Source organism: Streptomyces sp. NPDC090032 (assembly GCF_044748025.1).
Taxonomy (GTDB): Bacteria; Actinomycetota; Actinomycetes; order Streptomycetales; family Streptomycetaceae; genus Streptomyces.
The window spans coordinates 517,586-534,815 of sequence record NZ_JBIVFF010000004.1 but is presented as its reverse complement, the minus strand read 5'-3'; the positions used below and the strand labels follow the sequence as shown (position 1 = coordinate 534,815).

The 17,230-nt window shown below is 69.3% G+C and carries 13 protein-coding genes; 2 read left to right on the top strand and 11 right to left on the bottom strand.

The window, feature by feature from the left end; genetic code table 11:
- Positions 1–60: 60 nt before the first annotated feature.
- The 10 genes from ACIPWY_RS12315 to ACIPWY_RS12270 all read right to left on the bottom strand — a co-directional run bounded on the left by ACIPWY_RS12315 (position 61) and on the right by ACIPWY_RS12270 (position 12,489).
- Positions 61–1,995, bottom strand: coding sequence for a TIGR03960 family B12-binding radical SAM protein (locus ACIPWY_RS12315; RefSeq protein ID WP_401533013.1), 1,935 nt, complete (start codon positions 1,993–1,995; stop codon positions 61–63).
- Positions 1,996–2,035: 40 nt separating this feature from the next.
- The gene (locus ACIPWY_RS12310; RefSeq protein ID WP_401533011.1) at positions 2,036–3,541 is read right to left on the bottom strand and encodes a CHAD domain-containing protein; all 1,506 of its coding nucleotides are present in this window, start codon (positions 3,539–3,541) and stop codon (positions 2,036–2,038) included.
- Between the two features lie 72 nt (positions 3,542–3,613).
- On the bottom strand, positions 3,614–4,810 hold the full coding sequence (rodA, locus tag ACIPWY_RS12305; RefSeq protein ID WP_362902523.1) for a rod shape-determining protein RodA: 1,197 nt from the start codon (positions 4,808–4,810) through the stop codon (positions 3,614–3,616).
- A 4-nt stretch (positions 4,811–4,814) separates the two neighbouring features.
- Positions 4,815–6,995 carry a penicillin-binding protein 2 gene (gene mrdA, locus ACIPWY_RS12300; RefSeq protein WP_362902521.1) on the bottom strand — a complete coding sequence of 727 codons (2,181 nt, stop codon included), beginning with the start codon at positions 6,993–6,995 and terminating at the stop codon, positions 4,815–4,817.
- Between the two features lie 44 nt (positions 6,996–7,039).
- A complete protein-coding gene (gene mreD / locus ACIPWY_RS12295) occupies positions 7,040–7,714 on the bottom strand; it encodes a rod shape-determining protein MreD (protein ID WP_362902519.1) in 675 nt (224 codons plus the stop codon).
- A 12-nt stretch (positions 7,715–7,726) separates the two neighbouring features.
- Positions 7,727–8,674 carry a rod shape-determining protein MreC gene (gene mreC, locus ACIPWY_RS12290; protein ID WP_362902517.1) on the bottom strand — a complete coding sequence of 316 codons (948 nt, stop codon included), beginning with the start codon at positions 8,672–8,674 and terminating at the stop codon, positions 7,727–7,729.
- A 145-nt stretch (positions 8,675–8,819) separates the two neighbouring features.
- Positions 8,820–9,839 (bottom strand): rod shape-determining protein, encoded by a 1,020-nt coding sequence (locus ACIPWY_RS12285; RefSeq protein WP_018531437.1) that lies wholly within the window; start codon positions 9,837–9,839, stop codon positions 8,820–8,822.
- Between the two features lie 315 nt (positions 9,840–10,154).
- On the bottom strand, positions 10,155–10,568 hold the full coding sequence (gene ndk / locus ACIPWY_RS12280; RefSeq protein ID WP_362902515.1) for a nucleoside-diphosphate kinase: 414 nt from the start codon (positions 10,566–10,568) through the stop codon (positions 10,155–10,157).
- Between the two features lie 49 nt (positions 10,569–10,617).
- On the bottom strand, positions 10,618–10,971 hold the full coding sequence (locus ACIPWY_RS12275; protein ID WP_362902513.1) for a DUF4233 domain-containing protein: 354 nt from the start codon (positions 10,969–10,971) through the stop codon (positions 10,618–10,620).
- A 6-nt stretch (positions 10,972–10,977) separates the two neighbouring features.
- Complete coding sequence (locus ACIPWY_RS12270; protein ID WP_393701950.1) at positions 10,978–12,489, bottom strand: bifunctional folylpolyglutamate synthase/dihydrofolate synthase; 1,512 nt, start codon at positions 12,487–12,489, stop codon at positions 10,978–10,980.
- A 133-nt stretch (positions 12,490–12,622) separates the two neighbouring features.
- Between ACIPWY_RS12270 and ACIPWY_RS12265 the strand changes: the two genes are divergently transcribed.
- Positions 12,623–13,621 carry a rod shape-determining protein gene (locus tag ACIPWY_RS12265; protein ID WP_389542856.1) on the top strand — a complete coding sequence of 333 codons (999 nt, stop codon included), beginning with the start codon at positions 12,623–12,625 and terminating at the stop codon, positions 13,619–13,621.
- 116 nt (positions 13,622–13,737) lie between these two features.
- Positions 13,738–14,400, top strand: coding sequence for a hypothetical protein (locus ACIPWY_RS12260; RefSeq protein ID WP_401533006.1), 663 nt, complete (start codon positions 13,738–13,740; stop codon positions 14,398–14,400).
- Between the two features lie 93 nt (positions 14,401–14,493).
- On the opposite strand, the gene ACIPWY_RS12255 is transcribed toward ACIPWY_RS12260, so the two are convergent.
- Entirely contained in the window at positions 14,494–17,124 is a 2,631-nt protein-coding gene (locus tag ACIPWY_RS12255) for a valine--tRNA ligase (RefSeq protein WP_383884868.1), read from the bottom strand.
- Positions 17,125–17,230: the final 106 nt, after the last annotated feature.

The window sequence follows — 17,230 nt, the reverse complement described above, 5'->3', positions numbered from 1 at the left end:
ATGAGCGAGGGGCCGGGACACCATCGGCGTCCCGGCCCCTCAACTCCCGCTGTTCGTAAGCTACTTGACGACCGTCAGCGGCAGCAGCTTCTGGCCCGTCGGGCCGACCTGGATGTGCGTGTCCATCTGCGGGCACACGCCACAGTCGAAGCACGGCGTCCAGCGGCAGTCCTCGACCTCGGTCTCGTCGAGCGAGTCCTGCCAGTCCTCCCAGAGCCAGTCCTTGTCGAGGCCCGAGTCCAGGTGGTCCCAGGGCAGGACCTCCTCGTACGTGCGCTCACGCGTCGTGTACCAGTCGACGTCCACGCCGAACTCGGGGAGCGTCTTCTCGGCGCAGGCCATCCAGCGGTCGTAGCTGAAGTGCTCGCGCCAGCCGTCGAAGCGGCCGCCGTCCTCGTAGACCGCGCGGATGACGGAGCCGAGGCGGCGGTCACCGCGGGAGAGCAGGCCCTCGACGATGCCGGGCTTGCCGTCGTGGTAGCGGAAGCCGATGGAGCGGCCGTACTTCTTGTCGCCGCGGATCTTGTCGCGGAGCTTCGCAAGGCGGGCGTCCGTCTCGGCGGACGACAGCTGCGGGGCCCACTGGAACGGCGTGTGCGGCTTGGGCACGAAACCGCCGATGGAGACCGTGCAGCGGATGTCGTTCTGGCCGGAGACCTCGCGGCCCTTCTGGATCACGTTCATCGCCATGTCGGCGATCTGGAGGACGTCCTCGTCGGTCTCGGTGGGCAGGCCGCACATGAAGTACAGCTTCACCTGGCGCCAGCCGTTGCCGTAGGCGGTGGCGACGGTCCGGATCAGGTCTTCTTCGCTCACCATCTTGTTGATGACCTTGCGCATGCGCTCGGAGCCGCCCTCGGGGGCGAAGGTCAGGCCGGAGCGGCGGCCGTTGCGCGTGAGCTCGTTCGCCAGGTCGACGTTGAACGCGTCGACGCGGGTGGAGGGGAGGGAGAGGCCGATCTTGTCGTCGGTGTACCGGTCGGCGAGGCCCTTCGCGATGTCACCGATCTCGGAGTGGTCCGCGGAGGAGAGCGAGAGGAGGCCGACCTCCTCGAAGCCCGTCGCCTTGAGACCCTTCTCGACCATGTCGCCGATGCCGGTGATGCTTCGCTCCCGCACGGGGCGCGTGATCATGCCGGCCTGGCAGAAACGGCAGCCGCGGGTGCAGCCGCGGAAGATCTCGACGGACATCCGCTCGTGGACGGTCTCGGCGAGGGGGACGAGGGGCTGCTTGGGGTAGGGCCACTCGTCGAGGTCCATGACGGTGTGCTTGCTGACGCGCCACGGCACGCCGGACCTGTTCGGCACGACGCGGCCGATGCGGCCGTCCGGCAGGTACTCGACGTCGTAGAACCCGGGGACGTAGACGCCGCCCGTCTTCGCGAGGCGGAACAGCACCTCCTCGCGGCCGCCGGGGCACCCCTCGGCCTTCCAGGCGCGGATGATCTCCGTCATGTCGAGGACGGCCTGCTCACCGTCGCCGATGACGGCGCAGTCGATGAACTCGGCGATCGGCTCGGGGTTGAAGGCCGCGTGGCCGCCCGCGAGGACGATCGGGTCGTCGATCGTGCGGTCCTTGGCCGCCAGCGGGATGCCGGCGAGGTCCAGGGCCGTGAGCATGTTCGTGTAGCCGAGCTCGGTGGAGAAGGAGAGCCCGAACACGTCGAACGCCTTGAGCGGCCGGTGCGAGTCCACGGTGAACTGCGGCACCTTGTGCTCGCGCATCAGCGCTTCCATGTCCGGCCACACGCTGTACGTGCGCTCGGCGAGGACGCCCTCGCGCTCGTTCAGCACCTCGTAGAGGATCATGACGCCCTGGTTCGGGAGCCCGACCTCGTAGGCGTCCGGGTACATCAGCGCCCAGCGGACGTCGGAACTCTCCCACGGCTTGACGGTGGAATTGAGCTCACCGCCCACGTACTGGATCGGCTTCTGCACATGCGGGAGCAAAGCTTCGAGCTGTGGAAAAACCGACTCTGCGGCTTCGGCAGGCATACCCGGGACCTTCGTGAGCTGACAGGGGGGACTGTCAAGCCTAACGCGGCCAGGAGACCGCCTTCGCCCACAGCGGCGGCAGCTCCGCCTCGGCCCCCTCGGCGCGGGCCTCCTCCCGCCCGTACAGCAGCCCGTACGTGAAGGCGCTCTCCCCCGCCGCATGGGCCTGCGCCGCCAGGTCGCGCAGCGCCTCGCGCGCCATCACGCTGTCCTGGTGCTCGCCGAGCAGGGACTGGATCGCCTTCGCGTGCTTGCCGACGTCCTTCGCCCGGTCGCCGAGCGCGGGCGCGGCGAGCTCGGCCGCGTACCGGGCGCGCTTGGCGGCCTTGCGGGCGTCGTGCAGGGCGTGGTCGCGCGCCGGGCCGGGATCCTCGGCGAGCGCCTCGTCGACACGCCCCGCGAGCCGCTTGTAGTCCCGCAGCACGGCCTTGGCCAGGGCGTTCTTCGACTGCTTGGCGCGCAGCGGAGGCTCGTCGACGAGTGCGTCGAGGGCGGCGAGGAGCGCGAGGTAGCGCTTGCCGTCGAGTACGGCGATCAGATGGCCGCGCGATCCGGAGCGCCGGGCCCGCGACCAGGTCCGCAGCCGGGCGCGGACGGGGCCCGTCGACAGCTCGCGGGGCAGCTCGTCGAGGGCCGCGGTCAGCCGCTCGGCCAGGACCTCCTGGTCGCGGTCGGCCCCGAGCTCCGCGGCGATCCACTTCAGCTCGTCGCCGATCGGGTCCGTCACGGCCCGGTCGAGGACCTTGCGGTACGAGCGCAGGGCGCTGCGCAGCCGGCGGGTGGCGACGCGCATCTGGTGCACCGAGTCGGGCAGGTCGCGCCGGACGGCGGGGTCGAGGTCGACGATCGCGTCGCGCTGGGCCCTGAGGTAGGCGAGGACGTGGTCGGCGGGGGTCTCGGGGTCGGCTGCGGGCCGGGGCGGGCGCGGGCCGATGCCGGTCTCCGTGAGCGCCCGCGCGAGCTTCGACGCGGAGGCCGAGCGGCTCACGCCCGCCTTGCGGAGCTTCTTCTCGACCTTGCCGAGGAACGCCGGGTCGCCGCCGTCCGCCAGCTCGACCTCGATCTCGGTCCAGGCGGTGGTGCCGGCCCCTCCGGTGAGTCGCTCGGCGCGTACGCCGTCGATGCTGACCTCGGCGAGGAGCGCGCCGTCGGCGCCGGTGAGATCGCGGACGTCACGCGAGGAGCGCAGCCGCATCAGGGGGACGAGATCGGCCTCGCGCACCCGGGAGCGCACGAGGCCGGTGAGGTCGGGGGGCACGTCGTCGGAGAGCGGGGCCCGGATCTCGTCCCGTACGCCCTCGGCGAGGGAGACGGGGAGCTTGAGGTGCCAGCCCGCGTCGACGCCGCCGGTGCGGCGCCGCAGTGTGATCGCGGCGGCCGCGAGGCGCTGGTCGGCCGTGTCGTAGTAGACGGCGTCGAGGTCGACGACGCCTTTGTCGATGACGGCGAAGACCCCGGCGACGCGGCTCAGATCCGGCAGCCCGAAGCCTTCGCCGACCACGGGCGCCTCGTACTTCCGCTCGATCTCCCGCTTCGTCTCCGCCATGAACCGAATTTAGTCGCGAATCCGGATTCTGGGCAGCCCCCGTGGCGGACCACCGGCAAACCGGGCCCTTCCCTACGCCGACATGGGCCTCTGCACACGGATCGACTGGAGCAGCCCGATCGCCACCCAGACGGCGAACATGGACGATCCTCCGTACGACACGAACGGCAGGGGCAGGCCCGCCACCGGCATGATGCCGAGCGTCATGCCGATGTTCTCGAAGGCCTGGAAGGCGAACCAGGCGATGATCCCGGCGGCGACGATCGTGCCGTAGAGCTCGGTCGTCTCGCGGGCGATGCGGCAGGCGCGCCACAGGACGACGGCGAGCAGGAACAGGATCAGGCCGGCTCCGGCGAAGCCGAGTTCCTCGCCGGCGACGGTGAAGACGAAGTCGGTCTGCTGCTCGGGGACGAACTGGCCGGTGGTCTGGGAGCCGTGGAAGAGGCCGGTGCCGGTCAGGCCGCCCGAGCCGATCGCGATGCGGGCCTGGTTGGTGTTGTAGCCGACGCCGGCCGGGTCGAGCGCCGGGTTGGCGAAGGCCGCGAAACGGGCGATCTGGTACTCGTCGAGGACGTGCAGCCGCCAGACGGAGATCGCGCCGAGCACACCCGCGCCGAGCAGGCCGAACACCCAGCGGTTGGGGGCGCCGGAGGCGAGCAGCACACCGAGCACGATGATGGCCGCGACCATGATCGTGCCGAGGTCGGGCATGAGCAGCACGACGAGCATCGGGACGGCAGCGAGGCCCAGCGCCTGCACCACCGTGCGGTGGTCGGGGTACTGCTTGTCGCCCGCGTCGACCCGTGAGGCCAGCAGCATCGCCATGCCCAGGATGATCGTGATCTTGGCGAACTCGGCGGGCTGGAGCGACACTCCGCCCGCGGACAGCCAGTTCCGCTGTCCGTTGATCGTGTCGCCGAGCGGGGTCAGCACCAGCAGCATCAGGAAGACCGAGGCGCCGTAGAGGATCGGCACGGCCGTGCGCAGGGTGCGGTGGCCGAGCCAGATCGTGCCGATCATCAGGGCAATGCCGATGCCGGTGTTCATGAGGTGCCGGAAGAGGAAGAAGTACGGGTCGCCCTGGTTGATCACGGTGCGGTTGCGGGTCGCCGAGTAGACGAGCGCCGAGCCGATGAGGGACAGGGCGAGCGACGACAGGAGGATCGGCCAGTCGAGGCGGCGCAGCACCGAGTCCCTGGCCATGAGCCGGGACAGCGTGGAGCGCTCGGGTCCGTACCCGGAGACGGAGAAACCGTTGGTACCGGCCATGGTGTCAGTGCCGCCTTCCGGTCACCGGGGTGCCGAGGACCGCCGCCAGTTGCTCCGTGGGGGACGGGCTCGGCTTGGCGGGCCTGTAGGGCTTGATGGTCGGCGCGTCGATCGAGCCGTCGCGCTGGATCTTCGGCAGGTTCTTCTCCGGCTCGGGCAGCAGGGCCTTCTTCTTGTCGATCTTGCCGTCGTCGGTGACGCCGTACAGCGCGTTGTAGATCTTGCGGACGGCCTCACCGGAGGCTCCCGAGCCCGTACCGGCCTGGGAGATCGTCATGATGACCGAGTAGTCCTTGGAGTACGTGGCCAGCCATGACGTGGTCTGCTTGCCGTAGACCTCGGCGGTGCCGGTCTTGGCGTGCAGCGGGATCTTGTCCTGGGGCCAGCCGCCGAACTTCCAGGCGGCGGTGCCGCGGGTGACGACGCCGGCGAGGGCGTCGTTCATGCCCTTGAGGGTCGCCTTGGTGATCGGGAGCTTGGCCTTGACCTGGGGCTTGATCTCCCTGACCTTCTTGCCGTCGGCGCTGATGATCGCCTTGCCGATGGTCGGGACGTACTCGGTGCCGCCGTTGGCGAGGGCCCCGTAGATCATGGCCTCCTGAATCGGCGTGAGGAGGGTGTCACCCTGGCCGATGGAGTAGTTGATCGAGTCGCCCTCGCGCATCTTGTTGCCCTCGAGGCAGTTCTCGTAGGCGATCTTCTCGACGTAGCTGCCGCCCTTCTTACCGGTCTTGCACCAGCTGTCCTTGTTGGCCTTCCAGAAGTCCTTCTTCCACTGGCGGTCGGGGACGCGGCCCGTGACCTCGTTGGGAAGGTCGATGCCGGTGGTCTTGCCGAGGCCGAACTGGTGGGCGGCCTTGTAGAAGTAGTCCTTCGGGGTCCCCTTCGGGTTGATGCCGCCGTCCTTCTTCCACTCCCGGTCGGCGAGGCCGTAGAAGACGGTGTCGCAGGAGACTTCCAGCGCGCGGCCGAGAGAGATGGGGCCGAAGTTCTCCCCCTCGAAGTTCTTGAAGACCTGGCCGCCCACCGAGTAGGAGCTGGTGCAGGGGTAGCCGCCGTTCCACTTGTAGCCGGCTTCGGCCGCGGCGGCCGTGGAGATCACCTTGAACGTCGAACCGGGCGCGGACTGACCCTGAATGGCCCTGTTGAGCAGCGGGTAGTCGGAGCCCTTGCCGGTGAGCTTCTTGTAGTCCTTGGCGGAGATGCCGCCGACCCAGGCGTTCGGGTCGTACGACGGTGCGGACGCCATGGAGACGATCCGGCCGGTCTTGGCCTCCATGACGATGACCGCGCCGGAGTCGGCCTTGTAGTTCTCGCCGGTGATCTTGTCGAACTGCTGGCGGGCCGCCTTCATCGCCTCGTTCAGCTCGTACTCGGCGACGCCCTGCACGCGCGAGTCGATCGAGGTGACGACGCTCGCCCCGGTCTCGGCCTTGTCGCTCTTCGCGCGTCCGATGACGCGGCCGAGGTTGTCGACCTCGTAACGGGTGACGCCGGCCTTGCCGCGCAGCTCCTTGTCGTAGGTGCGCTCGAGGCCGGAGCGGCCGACCTGGTCGGAGCGCAGATACGGCGACGCGGTGTCCTTGGCCTTCTCGATCTCGGCGTCGGTGACGGGCGAGAGGTACCCGAGGACCTGCGCGGTGTTGGAGCCGCCCGGTCCCGCGTAGCGGCGTACGGCCTCGGGCTCGGCGGTGATGCCGGGGAAGTCCTCGGAGCGCTCGCGGATCTGGAGGGCCTGCTTGGGCGTGGCCTCGTCCGTGATCGGGATGGGCTGGTAGGGCGAGCCGTTCCAGCAGGGCTGCGGCGTCTTGGCGTCGCAGAGCCGGACCTTCTCCGTGACGTCCGCGGGCTTCATCCCGAGGACGTCGGCGAGTCTGGCCAGTACGGCCTTGCCGTCGTCGGACATCTTCATCAGGTCCGTGCGGGACGCGGAGACGACGAGGCGGGTCTCGTTGTCGGCGATCGGCACACCGCGGGCGTCCAGGATCGAGCCGCGCACGGCGGGGCTGACGACCTGCTGGACGTGGTTGCCGGAGGCCTCCTTGGCGTACTCGGCACCGTTGCGGATCTGGAGATACCAGAGGCGGCCGCCGAGGGTGAGCAGGAGGGACAGGACCAGGATCTGGATGATGACGAGCCGGATCTGGACGCGTGGGGTCCGCCCGGTCTCGGGAATGTTGGTCATGCGGCCTCCCCCTCAGTGCGTGTACGCGGTGGTGTGCGCGGCGGTCACAGGCGCTTGACCCCCTTGATGCGGCCGGCCCGCGCGGAGCGCGACCTGGCGGCCTTCAGGCGGAGTCCGCTGCGCTGGTTGCCGATGCGCAGGCCGGTGCCGGAGGAGAGCCAGCCGGCGGTGACGTCGGTGGCCTTGCCGGAGCCGGGAGAGGACTCGGCGAGTGGATCAGGGTCGGCGCGTCTGGCCAGGGCGATGATGAACGGGACCGTGAACGGCGCGAGGAGGAGGTCGTAGAGCGCGGCCGTGAACAGCAGGCTGCCGATGCCCACATGGCGGGCGGCGGTGTCGCCGACGAGCGCGCCGACGCCCGCGTAGAGCAGGGTCGAGCCGATGGCCGCCGCGACGACCACGACCATCGGGCCGAAGGCGGACCTGAGCTGGCCGTTGTCCGGCTTGGCGAGGCCGACGAGGTAGCCGACGACGCACAGCACGAGGGCGTAGCGCCCGGCGGCGTGGTCGGCGGGCGGCGCGAGGTCGGCGAGCAGACCCGCGCCGAACCCGATGAACGCGCCGCCGACATGGCCGTACACGAGGGCGAGGCCGACGACGGTCAGGAGCACGAGGTCCGGCACGGCGCCGGGCAGTTGGAGACGGGCGAGTACGCACACCTGGACGACCAGGGCGACGACCACGAGGGTGGCGGAGAGCAGCAACCGGTTGAAGCGCATGGGATCCAGCTCCTACTGCTCGTAGCTGCCGTTGGCGTCGGCCGGGGGCCCGGACGGCGTGGCCGTGACGGTCACGGTGGGCGTCGGCTTGGGCTTGGCCGGCTTGGTCGGCAGCACCTCGTCGCGCGGATCGGTGCGCGGGGCCTGTACGACCACGCCGACGACGTCGAGCTTGGTGAATCCGACGTACGGCTTCACATAGATCGTCCGGGTCAGGTCACCGCCGGACGGATCGACGCGCACCACCTGCCCGACGGGCACCCCGGGCACGAACGGCTTGTCGGCCTGGGACCCGAAGGTCACCAGACGGTCGCCCTTCTTCACCTTGGCCTTGCCGTTGAGGAGCTGTACGCGCAGCGGCTGGTCGCCCTGTCCGGAGGCGAAGCCGAGCTCGTCGGTCCGCTCCATGCGGGTGCCGACGGTGAAGTCGGGGTCGTTGGCGAGCAGGACGGTCGCGGTGTTCGGTCCGACGGTGGTGACGCGCCCCACGAGTCCGTCCCCGTTCAGAACGGTCATGTCGCGCTTGAGACCGTCGCCGGCACCGGCGTCGATGGTGACGGTCCAGGAGAACCCCTGGGCTGCTCCTATGGCGATGACCTGGGCCCCCTTGATGCCGTACTGGCCTGCGCCGGCTGTCTTCAGCATGGAGTCGAGCTGGCGGATCTTGCTGCGGTTGCGGTCGTCGCTGCCGAGCTTCGCCTTCAAAGCGGCGTTCTCGCGCTCCAGTTCGCTGACGCGGCTGTGCCGCTCACCGGAGTCCTTGACGGCAGCTATGGCGTTGCCGATCGGGTCGACTGCGCTGGAGACGCCGTTCTCCACGGGGCCGAAGACCGTGGCGGCGGCCCGGCGGGCACCGTCGACCGGCGAGCCCTCCCCACCGCGGATGTCCACCGTGATCAGTGCGAACGCGATGGCGATCAGCAGCACCAGGAGCAGCCGGCTCTCTCGTGTGTCCCTCACGTGCGGCGGCCGTGCCTTCCTCAATCGGATTCTGCGGATACCCAGAGGTTCTGCAGGTTATGGGGAATTCTTACGCCTTGCCTATATATCAACGATCCGCCGTACGAAGTGGCAGGCACTCGTACGGCGGACGTTTCGCGTCAGGTCATCTGCGCGGCGATGCGTCCAGCACCTGCTGGAGCGCCTCGAACTCCTCGACGCACTTGCCGGAGCCGAGGGCCACGCTGTCGAGGGGGTCCTCGGCGATGTGGATCGGCATGCCCGTCTCACGGCGCAGCCGCTCGTCGAGACCCCGCAGCAGGGCGCCGCCACCGGTGAGGACGATGCCCCGGTCCATGACGTCGCCCGACAGCTCGGGCGGGCACTTGTCCAGCGTCGTCTTGACGGCGTCGACGATCGCGTTGACCGGTTCCTCGATCGCCTTGCGCACCTCGGCGGCCGAGATGACGACGGTCTTCGGAAGTCCGGACACGAGGTCGCGCCCACGGATTTCGGTGTGTTCGTCGGAGTCGAGGTCGTACGCGGAGCCAATCGTGATCTTGATCTGCTCGGCAGTCCGCTCACCGAGGAGGAGCGAGTACTCCTTCTTGATGTGCTGGATGATCGCGTTGTCCAGCTCGTCCCCGGCGACCCGGATGGACTGTGCTGTGACGATTCCGCCGAGCGAGATCACCGCGACCTCGGTGGTGCCGCCGCCGATGTCGACCACCATGTTCCCCGTGGCCTCGTGGACCGGGAGGCCGGATCCGATGGCCGCGGCCATGGGCTCCTCGATGATGTGCACCTGGCGGGCACCGGCCTGCGAGGAGGCCTCGATGACCGCGCGGCGCTCGACTCCGGTGATACCGGAGGGCACACACACCACGACACGGGGACGAGCGAGGTAGCGCCGCTTGTGGATCTTCAGGATGAAGTAGCGGAGCATGCGCTCGGTGATCTCGAAGTCGGCGATCACGCCGTCCTTCAGCGGTCGCACGGCGACGATGTTGCCCGGAGTGCGGCCGATCATCTTCTTGGCTTCGGCACCGACGGCGAGGATGCCGCCGGTGTTGGTGTTGATCGCGACGACGGACGGCTCGTTGAGTACGATCCCGCGACCCCTGACGTACACCAGCGTGTTGGCGGTCCCGAGGTCGACAGCCATGTCACGGCCGATGAACGACATTGAGTTCCCCATCAGGATTCGTCTGGCCTTCCCAAGTGGAGCGTTTGATGGCTTGTTAGGTAGGCGAGGTGGGTGCGAGTGGCGTGGAGGCTTACATCGTAGTCTCGCCTGCACGAACACGGCGCGAGGGTCTTCGCCATTGTCAGCAGATGAATCCCCGCCCCGCTATTGGGGACGTGCCGACGGAGTGTCGCGTTCCCCCAATGGGGGCGCATATGCCAAAAGGCGGCCGAATTTCTCCGGCCGCCCCTGCCCGGCAGCGCTCCGTGACTGACGCAGTGTCAGAAAAAGAACTTTCCGGTCTCACGGACCGGACTACACCTGTCCAGGGAAGAAGATCTTCAGCTCCCGCTCGGCCGATTCCTCCGAGTCCGAGGCGTGGATCAGGTTCTCGCGCACGATGGTGCCGAAGTCGCCGCGGATGGATCCGGGAGCGGCGGCGATCGGGTCGGTCGGGCCGGCCAGCTGACGCACACCCTCGATGACCCGCTCCCCCTCGACGACGAGAGCCACGACGGGCCCGGACGCCATGAAGGCGACCAGCGGCTCGTAGAAGGGCTTGCCCTTGTGCTCGCCGTAGTGCTGCTCCAGCGTGTCCTGGTCCAGGTTCCGCAGCTCCAGCGCGCTGATCGTCCAGCCGGCCTTGCGCTCGATCCGGCCGATGATCTCGCCGACGAGCCCGCGGCGGACGGCGTCGGGCTTGAGAAGGACAAGGGTGCGCTGAGTCATGGTGCGGCTCCAAAATCTTCGTGGGATGCCCGCACGATACCGGGCACGGCTACGCGGTGTTACCTCCGGCCTCGGCCTGGGCGGCCCACCGGGCCTTGGCCTCGTCGATCTTGCGCCCGAAGTGGACGGAGGCCCACCAGAGCCCGGCGAAGCAGAGTCCCAGGATGAACATCATCGGCACGACGAACCCGCTGGCGACGAGCGCCGCCTGAAGCACCCACCCCGCCTCGATGCCGCCGCGCCGCCCGAGCATCCCGCACAGCAGCACGGACAGCAGCATGGCGACACCGCACACGCCCCACACGACCCCGTCCGACAGATCGGGGTCCTTCATGGCGACGAGCCCGGCGAAGCCGATGATGAAGAACTCGCCGATCAGGGTCGACGAACACAGCATGCGCACAGCGGATCAGCCCTTCCCCAACAACAGCCGGGCCTCGCCGACCGTGATCACGGACCCGGTGACGAGCACACCGCCGCCGGAGAACTCGCCCTCTTCCTCGGCCAGCGTGATGGCGGCCTCGAGAGCGTCGTCGAGGCGGGGCTCGACCTGTACGCGCTCGTCACCGAAGACCTCGACCGCGATGGCGGCCAGCTCGTCGGCGTCCATGGCGCGGTGGCTGGAGTTCTGGGTGACGACGACCTCGGCGAAGATCGGCTCGAAGGCCTCGAGCACCCCGCGCACGTTCTTGTCGCCACTCGCCCCCACGACGCCCACCAGCCGGCTGAAGTCGAAGACCTCGCTGATGGCTTCGGCGGTGACGCGGGCGCCGGCGGGGTTGTGCGCGGCGTCGAGCACCACGGTGGGCGAACGCCGCACGACCTCCAGCCGGCCGGGGGACGTGGCACCGGCGAAGGCCTTGCGGACGGTGTCGATGTCGAGCAGCCGGGACTGCTCGGCGCCGATCCCGAAGAAGGCTTCCACGGCGGCCAGTGCGACAGCCGCGTTGTGCGCCTGGTGGGCACCGTGCAGCGGAAGGAAGATCCCGTCGTACTCCCCGCCGAGCCCGCGCAGGGTCAGCAGCTGACCGCCCACGGCGACCTGCCGGGAGACGACGCCGAACTCGAGCCCTTCGCGGGCCACCGTCGCGTCCGCTTCGACGGCCTTCTTCAGGAGCACCTGAGCGGCGTCGACCGGCTGCTGCGCCATGATCACCGTGGCACCCTGCTTGATGATCCCGGCCTTCTCCTGCGCGATCTCACCAGGAGTGGCGCCCAGCCGGTCCGTGTGATCGAGATCGATGGGCGTCACCACGGCCACCGAAGCGTCGATCACATTGGTGGCATCCCAGCTGCCGCCCATTCCGACCTCGACGACAGCGGCATCGACCGGTGCGTCGGCGAAGGCTGCGTACGCCATCCCCGTGAGCACCTCGAAAAAGGAAAGCCGGAATTCCTCTTTCTGGTCGACCATCTCCACATACGGCGCGATGTCCCGATAGGTCTCGATGAACCGCTCGTAGTCGATGGGCGCGCCGTCGAGACTGATGCGCTCGGTGATCGACTGAACGTGCGGCGACGTATAACGCCCGGTACGCAACTCGAATGCGCCGAGAAGGGCCTCGATCATGCGGGCCGTGGACGTCTTGCCGTTCGTCCCCGTGATGTGGATCGAGGGATAGGCGCGCTGCGGCTCGCCGAGCACGTCCATCAGAGCCGCGATACGCGAGACGGACGGCTCCAGCTTGGTCTCGCCCCACCGCCCCGCGAGCTCGGTCTCGACCTCTCGCAGGGCCTCGGCGACCTCAGGGTCCTGCGGCCGGGCGGGCACGCCGTCCCCCTGCGGAGCACCCCCCTGCGTGCGGAGGGTACGGCTGCCGGCCTCGATCAGTGCCAGATCGGGGTCACGCTCGGTCTCGGCGTCCACGATGTCGTCGAAGCCGTCGGATTCGCCGCTGTCGCGCGGGGGGAGCTCACTCACACCGGCCAGTCTACGGAGAACCACCGGCGTGGCCCGGCCCGCACCCCACTCGCCAGGTCAGGGACTTTCGGCCCGTCCGTTTCGGGACCTTGGTCCATCCGGACCGCAGCATCACCCTGCAAACTTGGCGATCATGGACATAGGGATCGATCTCGGCACCGCCAACACTCTTCTCTACGTACGCGGCAAGGGGATCGTGCTCAATGAGCCATCAGTGGTGGCGGTGAAACAGAACAGGACGACCGTCGCCGTGGGCACGGAAGCCAAGGAGACGATCGGCCGGACCCCCGGCTCCATCACTGCGATCCGCCCGCTGCGCGACGGCGTGATCAGCGACTACGAGGCGGCGGAGGAGATGCTCCGCCACTTCGTGCGCAAGGCGGTCCCGGGCCGCCGCCCCAGGACCCGCATGGTCATCTGCGTGCCCGGCGGAGTCACACCGGTGGAGCGCCGGGCGATCGTTCACGCGGCGCAACGAGCCGGAGCCCGGGCCGTCCACGTCATCGAAGAGCCCATGGCCGCGGCGATCGGCGCGGGCCTCCCGGTGGCCGAGGCGCGCGGCTCGATGGTGGTGGACATCGGCGGCGGCACCACGGAGGTGGCGGTGATCTCGCTGGGCGGCATCGTCACCGCGCAGTCCCTGCGCGTCGGGGGCGACCGCATGGACGAGGTGATCACGGACCACGTGCGCAAGGAACACGGCCTGCTGATCGGCGAACGCACCGCGGAGGCCGTCAAACTGGCCATCGGCTCCGCGGCCCCGGCCGAGGAACTCTCCGAGACAGGCACCTTCACGGTACGAGGCCGCCAAAGAATCGCAGGCCTCCCCCACACCGCCACCCTCACCACGCGCGAGATCCGAGAAGCCCTCAACTCCCCCGTCGAAGCGATCATTTCGGCGCTCAGGGCAACCCTCGAGGAGTGCCCGCCGGAGCTCTCCGGCGATGTCATGGAGCACGGCATCGTGCTGACGGGCGGCGGCGCGCTGCTTCCGGGCCTGGACGTACGCATGACGGAGGCGACCGGCATCCCGGTCTTCGCGGCAGAGGCCCCCCTGGACAGCGTGGCGCTGGGCTGCGGCAAGTGCGTGGAGGACTTCGACTCGCTCCAACGCCTGCTGAAGGCGGCGTAAGTGGCCTGAACGGAAAGGCGGGTGGGAACCGGAAAGGCTGACCCGAACCGGGGACGCGGGCAGACCTCCCGGCGCGGTGCGCCCCCACCCCCGTACGGAGAAGGTCCAATCGGACCATGTGGTACGCACACAACCCCGGCCGCCGCGCACGCCAACTCCTGGGCGACGGCGCCGCCCTGCTGTGGACGGCGCTGTGGGCAGCGGCGGCGCTGGCCGCGCACCAGCTGGTGCAGCCGGCCTCCCAGCCGGCCGCGCACCGTCCCCGTATCCCGCTCCTGGGCAGTTCGGTGGACGGAGCGCTGCGGGGCGTGGCCCACGCGGGCAACAGGATCGTGAACGCGGCGCCGGCCCCGCAGGGCCCCGCGGCCGCACAGGCCCTGGCGGTCCTGGGCGCGGTGGCGCTCTTCGTGATCCCGGTGGGCCTGATGCTCACGGTCTGGCTGCCCCGCCGCATCCGGTGGACGCGACAGGCGGCGGCAGCGCAGGACCTGGCGGCGACGGAGGACGGCCGCGAACTACTGGCGCTGAGGGCGCTGTTGCGCCCCTTGGACGAACTGGCGGCGACGGCGGAACTGCTCCCCACCCAACCCGACGGAACCCCGGATCATGACCAGGACGCGGACCAGGACCCGGACCCGGACCTTGACCTGGATCTTGACCTGGACGTACTCCCCATGCCTGGCCCGGGTTCCCTCGCGAAGGGCTGGCGAGAGGCGGACCCGGTGGTGCTGGACGCGTTGGCGGACGCGGAGCTGCAACGCCTGGGGCTGCGTGCGTAAGAGCCCCCCGAGAAGACCACGAACCGCGAAGGCCCCCCGGAACCCACAGGATTCCGGGGGGCCTTCAGGGCCTTCAGGGCCTTCACCAAGAACTCAGCCCTGAGGCAGCCGCTCCAGCTGCTGCTGAATGCGAGCGATGTCCTCGTCCGCCTTGGCGAGCCGGCCACGGATCTTGTCGACGACGGCGTCCGGCGCCTTCGCGAGGAAGCCCTCGTTGCCGAGCTTGCCCGTGGCCTGCGCCTTCTCCTTCTCGGCTGCGGCCAGATCCTTGGCGAGCCGCTTGCGCTCGGCCGCCACATCGATCGTGCCGGACAGGTCGAGCGCGACCTGCGCACCGGCGACCGGCAGCGTCGCGGTGGCCGAGAACGCGTCGCCTTCGGGCTGCAGCCGCAGAAGCTGCCGGATGGCGGCCTCGTGCGGGGCGAGCGCGGTCCCGTCGAGGTCGAGCCGGGCCGGCACGCGCTGACCGGGCTGCAGGCCCTGGTCGGCACGGAAGCGCCGGACCTCGGTGATGACCTGCTGGAGCGTCTCGATCTCGCTCTCGGCGGCGGCGTCACGGAAGCCGCTGTCCTTCGGCCAGTCGGCGATCACGAGCGTCTCGCCACCGGTCAGCGTCGTCCAGAGCGTCTCGGTGACGAACGGGACGATCGGGTGCAGCAGACGCAGCGTCACGTCGAGGACTTCACCGAGGACGCGGCCGGAGACCTTCGCCTGCTCGCCGCCCTCGAAGAACGTCGTCTTCGACAGCTCGACGTACCAGTCGAAGACCTCGTCCCACGCGAAGTGGTAGAGGGCGTCGGAGAGCTTGGCGAACTGGAAGTCGTCGTAGAAGGCGTCGACTTCGGCGACGGTCTTGTTCAGACGGGACAGGATCCAGCGGTCCGTCGCCGTCATCGCCTCGGGCGCGGGCAGCGGTCCCTCGACCGTCGCGCCGTTCATCAGCGCGAAGCGCGTCGCGTTCCAGATCTTGTTGGCGAAGTTACGGGAGGCCTTGACCCAGTCCTCGCCGATCGGCACGTCGGCACCCGGGTTGGCGCCGGTGGCCAGGGTGAAGCGAACGGCGTCGGAGCCGTACGCGTCCATCCACTCGATCGGGTCCACGGCGTTCGGGTTCGACTTCGACATCTTCTTGCCGAACTCGTCGCGGACCAGACCGGTGAGGGCGACGGTCTTGAACGGGACCTGGTCCTCCATCGCGTACAGGCCGAACATCATCATCCGGACGACCCAGAAGAAGATGATGTCGTGGCCGGTCAGCAGGACGTCGGTCGAGTAGAACTTCTCGAGGTCCGGGGTCTTCTCCGGCCAGCCGAGCGTGGAGAACGGCCACAGGCCGGACGAGAACCAGGTGTCGAGGACGTCCTCGTCCTGGGTCCAGCCCTCGGCCTCCGTGCCGGGGACCGCGTCGTCGGGGCCGACGCACACGACTTCGCCGTTCGGCCCGTACCAGACGGGGATCCGGTGACCCCACCACAACTGGCGTGAGATGCACCAGTCGTTGAGGTTGTCGACCCAGTCGAAGTACCGCTTCTCCATGTCCTTCGGGTGGAGCGCGACGCGCCCGTCGCGGACCGCGTCACCGGCGGCCTGGGCGAGGGTGTCGACCTTGACCCACCACTGGAGCGACAGGCGCGGCTCGACGGTGGTCTTGCAGCGCGAGCAGTGGCCCACGGAGTGGACGTACGGGCGCTTCTCGGCGACGACGCGGCCCTGCTCGCGCAGTGCGGCGACGATCGCTGAGCGCGCCTCGAAGCGGTCGAGGCCCTGGAAGGGGCCGTGCACGGTGATGACACCGCGCTCGTCCATGATCGTCATGGACTCCAGGCCGTGCCGCTGGCCGATCGCGAAGTCGTTCGGGTCGTGGGCGGGCGTCACCTTGACGGCGCCGGTGCCGAACTCGGGGTCGACGTGCGTGTCGGCGACGACCGGGATGGTCCGGTCGGTGAGCGGCAGCTTGATGCGCTTGCCGATCAGGTGCGCGTACCGCTCGTCGTCGGGGTGCACGGCGACGGCGGTGTCACCGAGCATGGTCTCGACGCGGGTCGTGGCGACGACCACGGTCTCGTCGCCCTCGCCGTACTTGAGCGAGACGAGCTCGCCGTCGTCGTCCTGGTAGTCGACCTCGATGTCCGAGATCGCGGTCAGGCAGCGCGGGCACCAGTTGATGATGCGCTCGGCGCGGTAGATGAGCCCGTCGTCGTACAGGTTCTTGAAGATGGTCTGGACGGCCTTCGACAGGCCCTCGTCCATCGTGAAGCGCTCACGCGACCAGTCGAGGCCCGCGCCGAGACGGCGCAGCTGGCCGAGGATCCGGCCGCCGTACTCGTCCTTCCACTGCCACACGCGGTCGGTGAACGCCTCACGGCCCAGGTCCTGGCGGGACTTGCCCTCCTCGGCGAGCTGCTGCTCGACCTTGTTCTGGGTCGCGATGCCCGCGTGGTCCATGCCGGGCAGCCACAGCGTCTCGTAGCCCTGCATGCGCTTGCGGCGCGTGAGGGCGTCCATGAGCGTGACCTGGAAGGCGTGGCCCAGGTGGAGCGCGCCCGTGACGTTCGGCGGGGGGATGACGATCGTGTACGGCTCCTTCTCGCTGTTCGCGTCAGCGGTGAAGTAACCCCGGTCCACCCAGCGCTCGTACAGCGCCCCCTCTACCTCGGCCGGCGCGTACTGGGTCGGCAGTTCGGTGGTGGGCGCTGGATTCTGCTGCTGAGTGTTCTCGGTCACGGGGCCAGTTTAGAGGCGCGTGAGGGGTGCCCCGAAACCGGATTCCCGCGCGACGGCGGTGCCGGCCCCGCTGTCTGGAACAACCTTTCAACAACATGGCACCGAT

Bases quoted from the DNA above. Each gene is read 5' to 3' on its own strand.
- mrdA (WP_362902521.1), bottom strand. From the start codon at position 6,995: ATGACCAACATTCCCGAGACCGGGCGGACCCCACGCGTCCAGATCCGG.
- ACIPWY_RS12315 (WP_401533013.1), bottom strand. From the start codon at position 1,995: ATGCCTGCCGAAGCCGCAGAGTCGGTTTTTCCACAGCTCGAAGCTTTG.
- ACIPWY_RS12285 (WP_018531437.1), bottom strand. From the start codon at position 9,839: ATGTCGTTCATCGGCCGTGACATGGCTGTCGACCTCGGGACCGCCAAC.
- ACIPWY_RS12310 (WP_401533011.1), bottom strand. From the start codon at position 3,541: ATGGCGGAGACGAAGCGGGAGATCGAGCGGAAGTACGAGGCGCCCGTG.
- rodA (WP_362902523.1), bottom strand. From the start codon at position 4,810: ATGGCCGGTACCAACGGTTTCTCCGTCTCCGGGTACGGACCCGAGCGC.
- ACIPWY_RS12265 (WP_389542856.1), top strand. From the start codon at position 12,623: ATGGACATAGGGATCGATCTCGGCACCGCCAACACTCTTCTCTACGTA.
- ndk (WP_362902515.1), bottom strand. From the start codon at position 10,568: ATGACTCAGCGCACCCTTGTCCTTCTCAAGCCCGACGCCGTCCGCCGC.
- mreD (WP_362902519.1), bottom strand. From the start codon at position 7,714: ATGCGCTTCAACCGGTTGCTGCTCTCCGCCACCCTCGTGGTCGTCGCC.
- ACIPWY_RS12260 (WP_401533006.1), top strand. From the start codon at position 13,738: ATGTGGTACGCACACAACCCCGGCCGCCGCGCACGCCAACTCCTGGGC.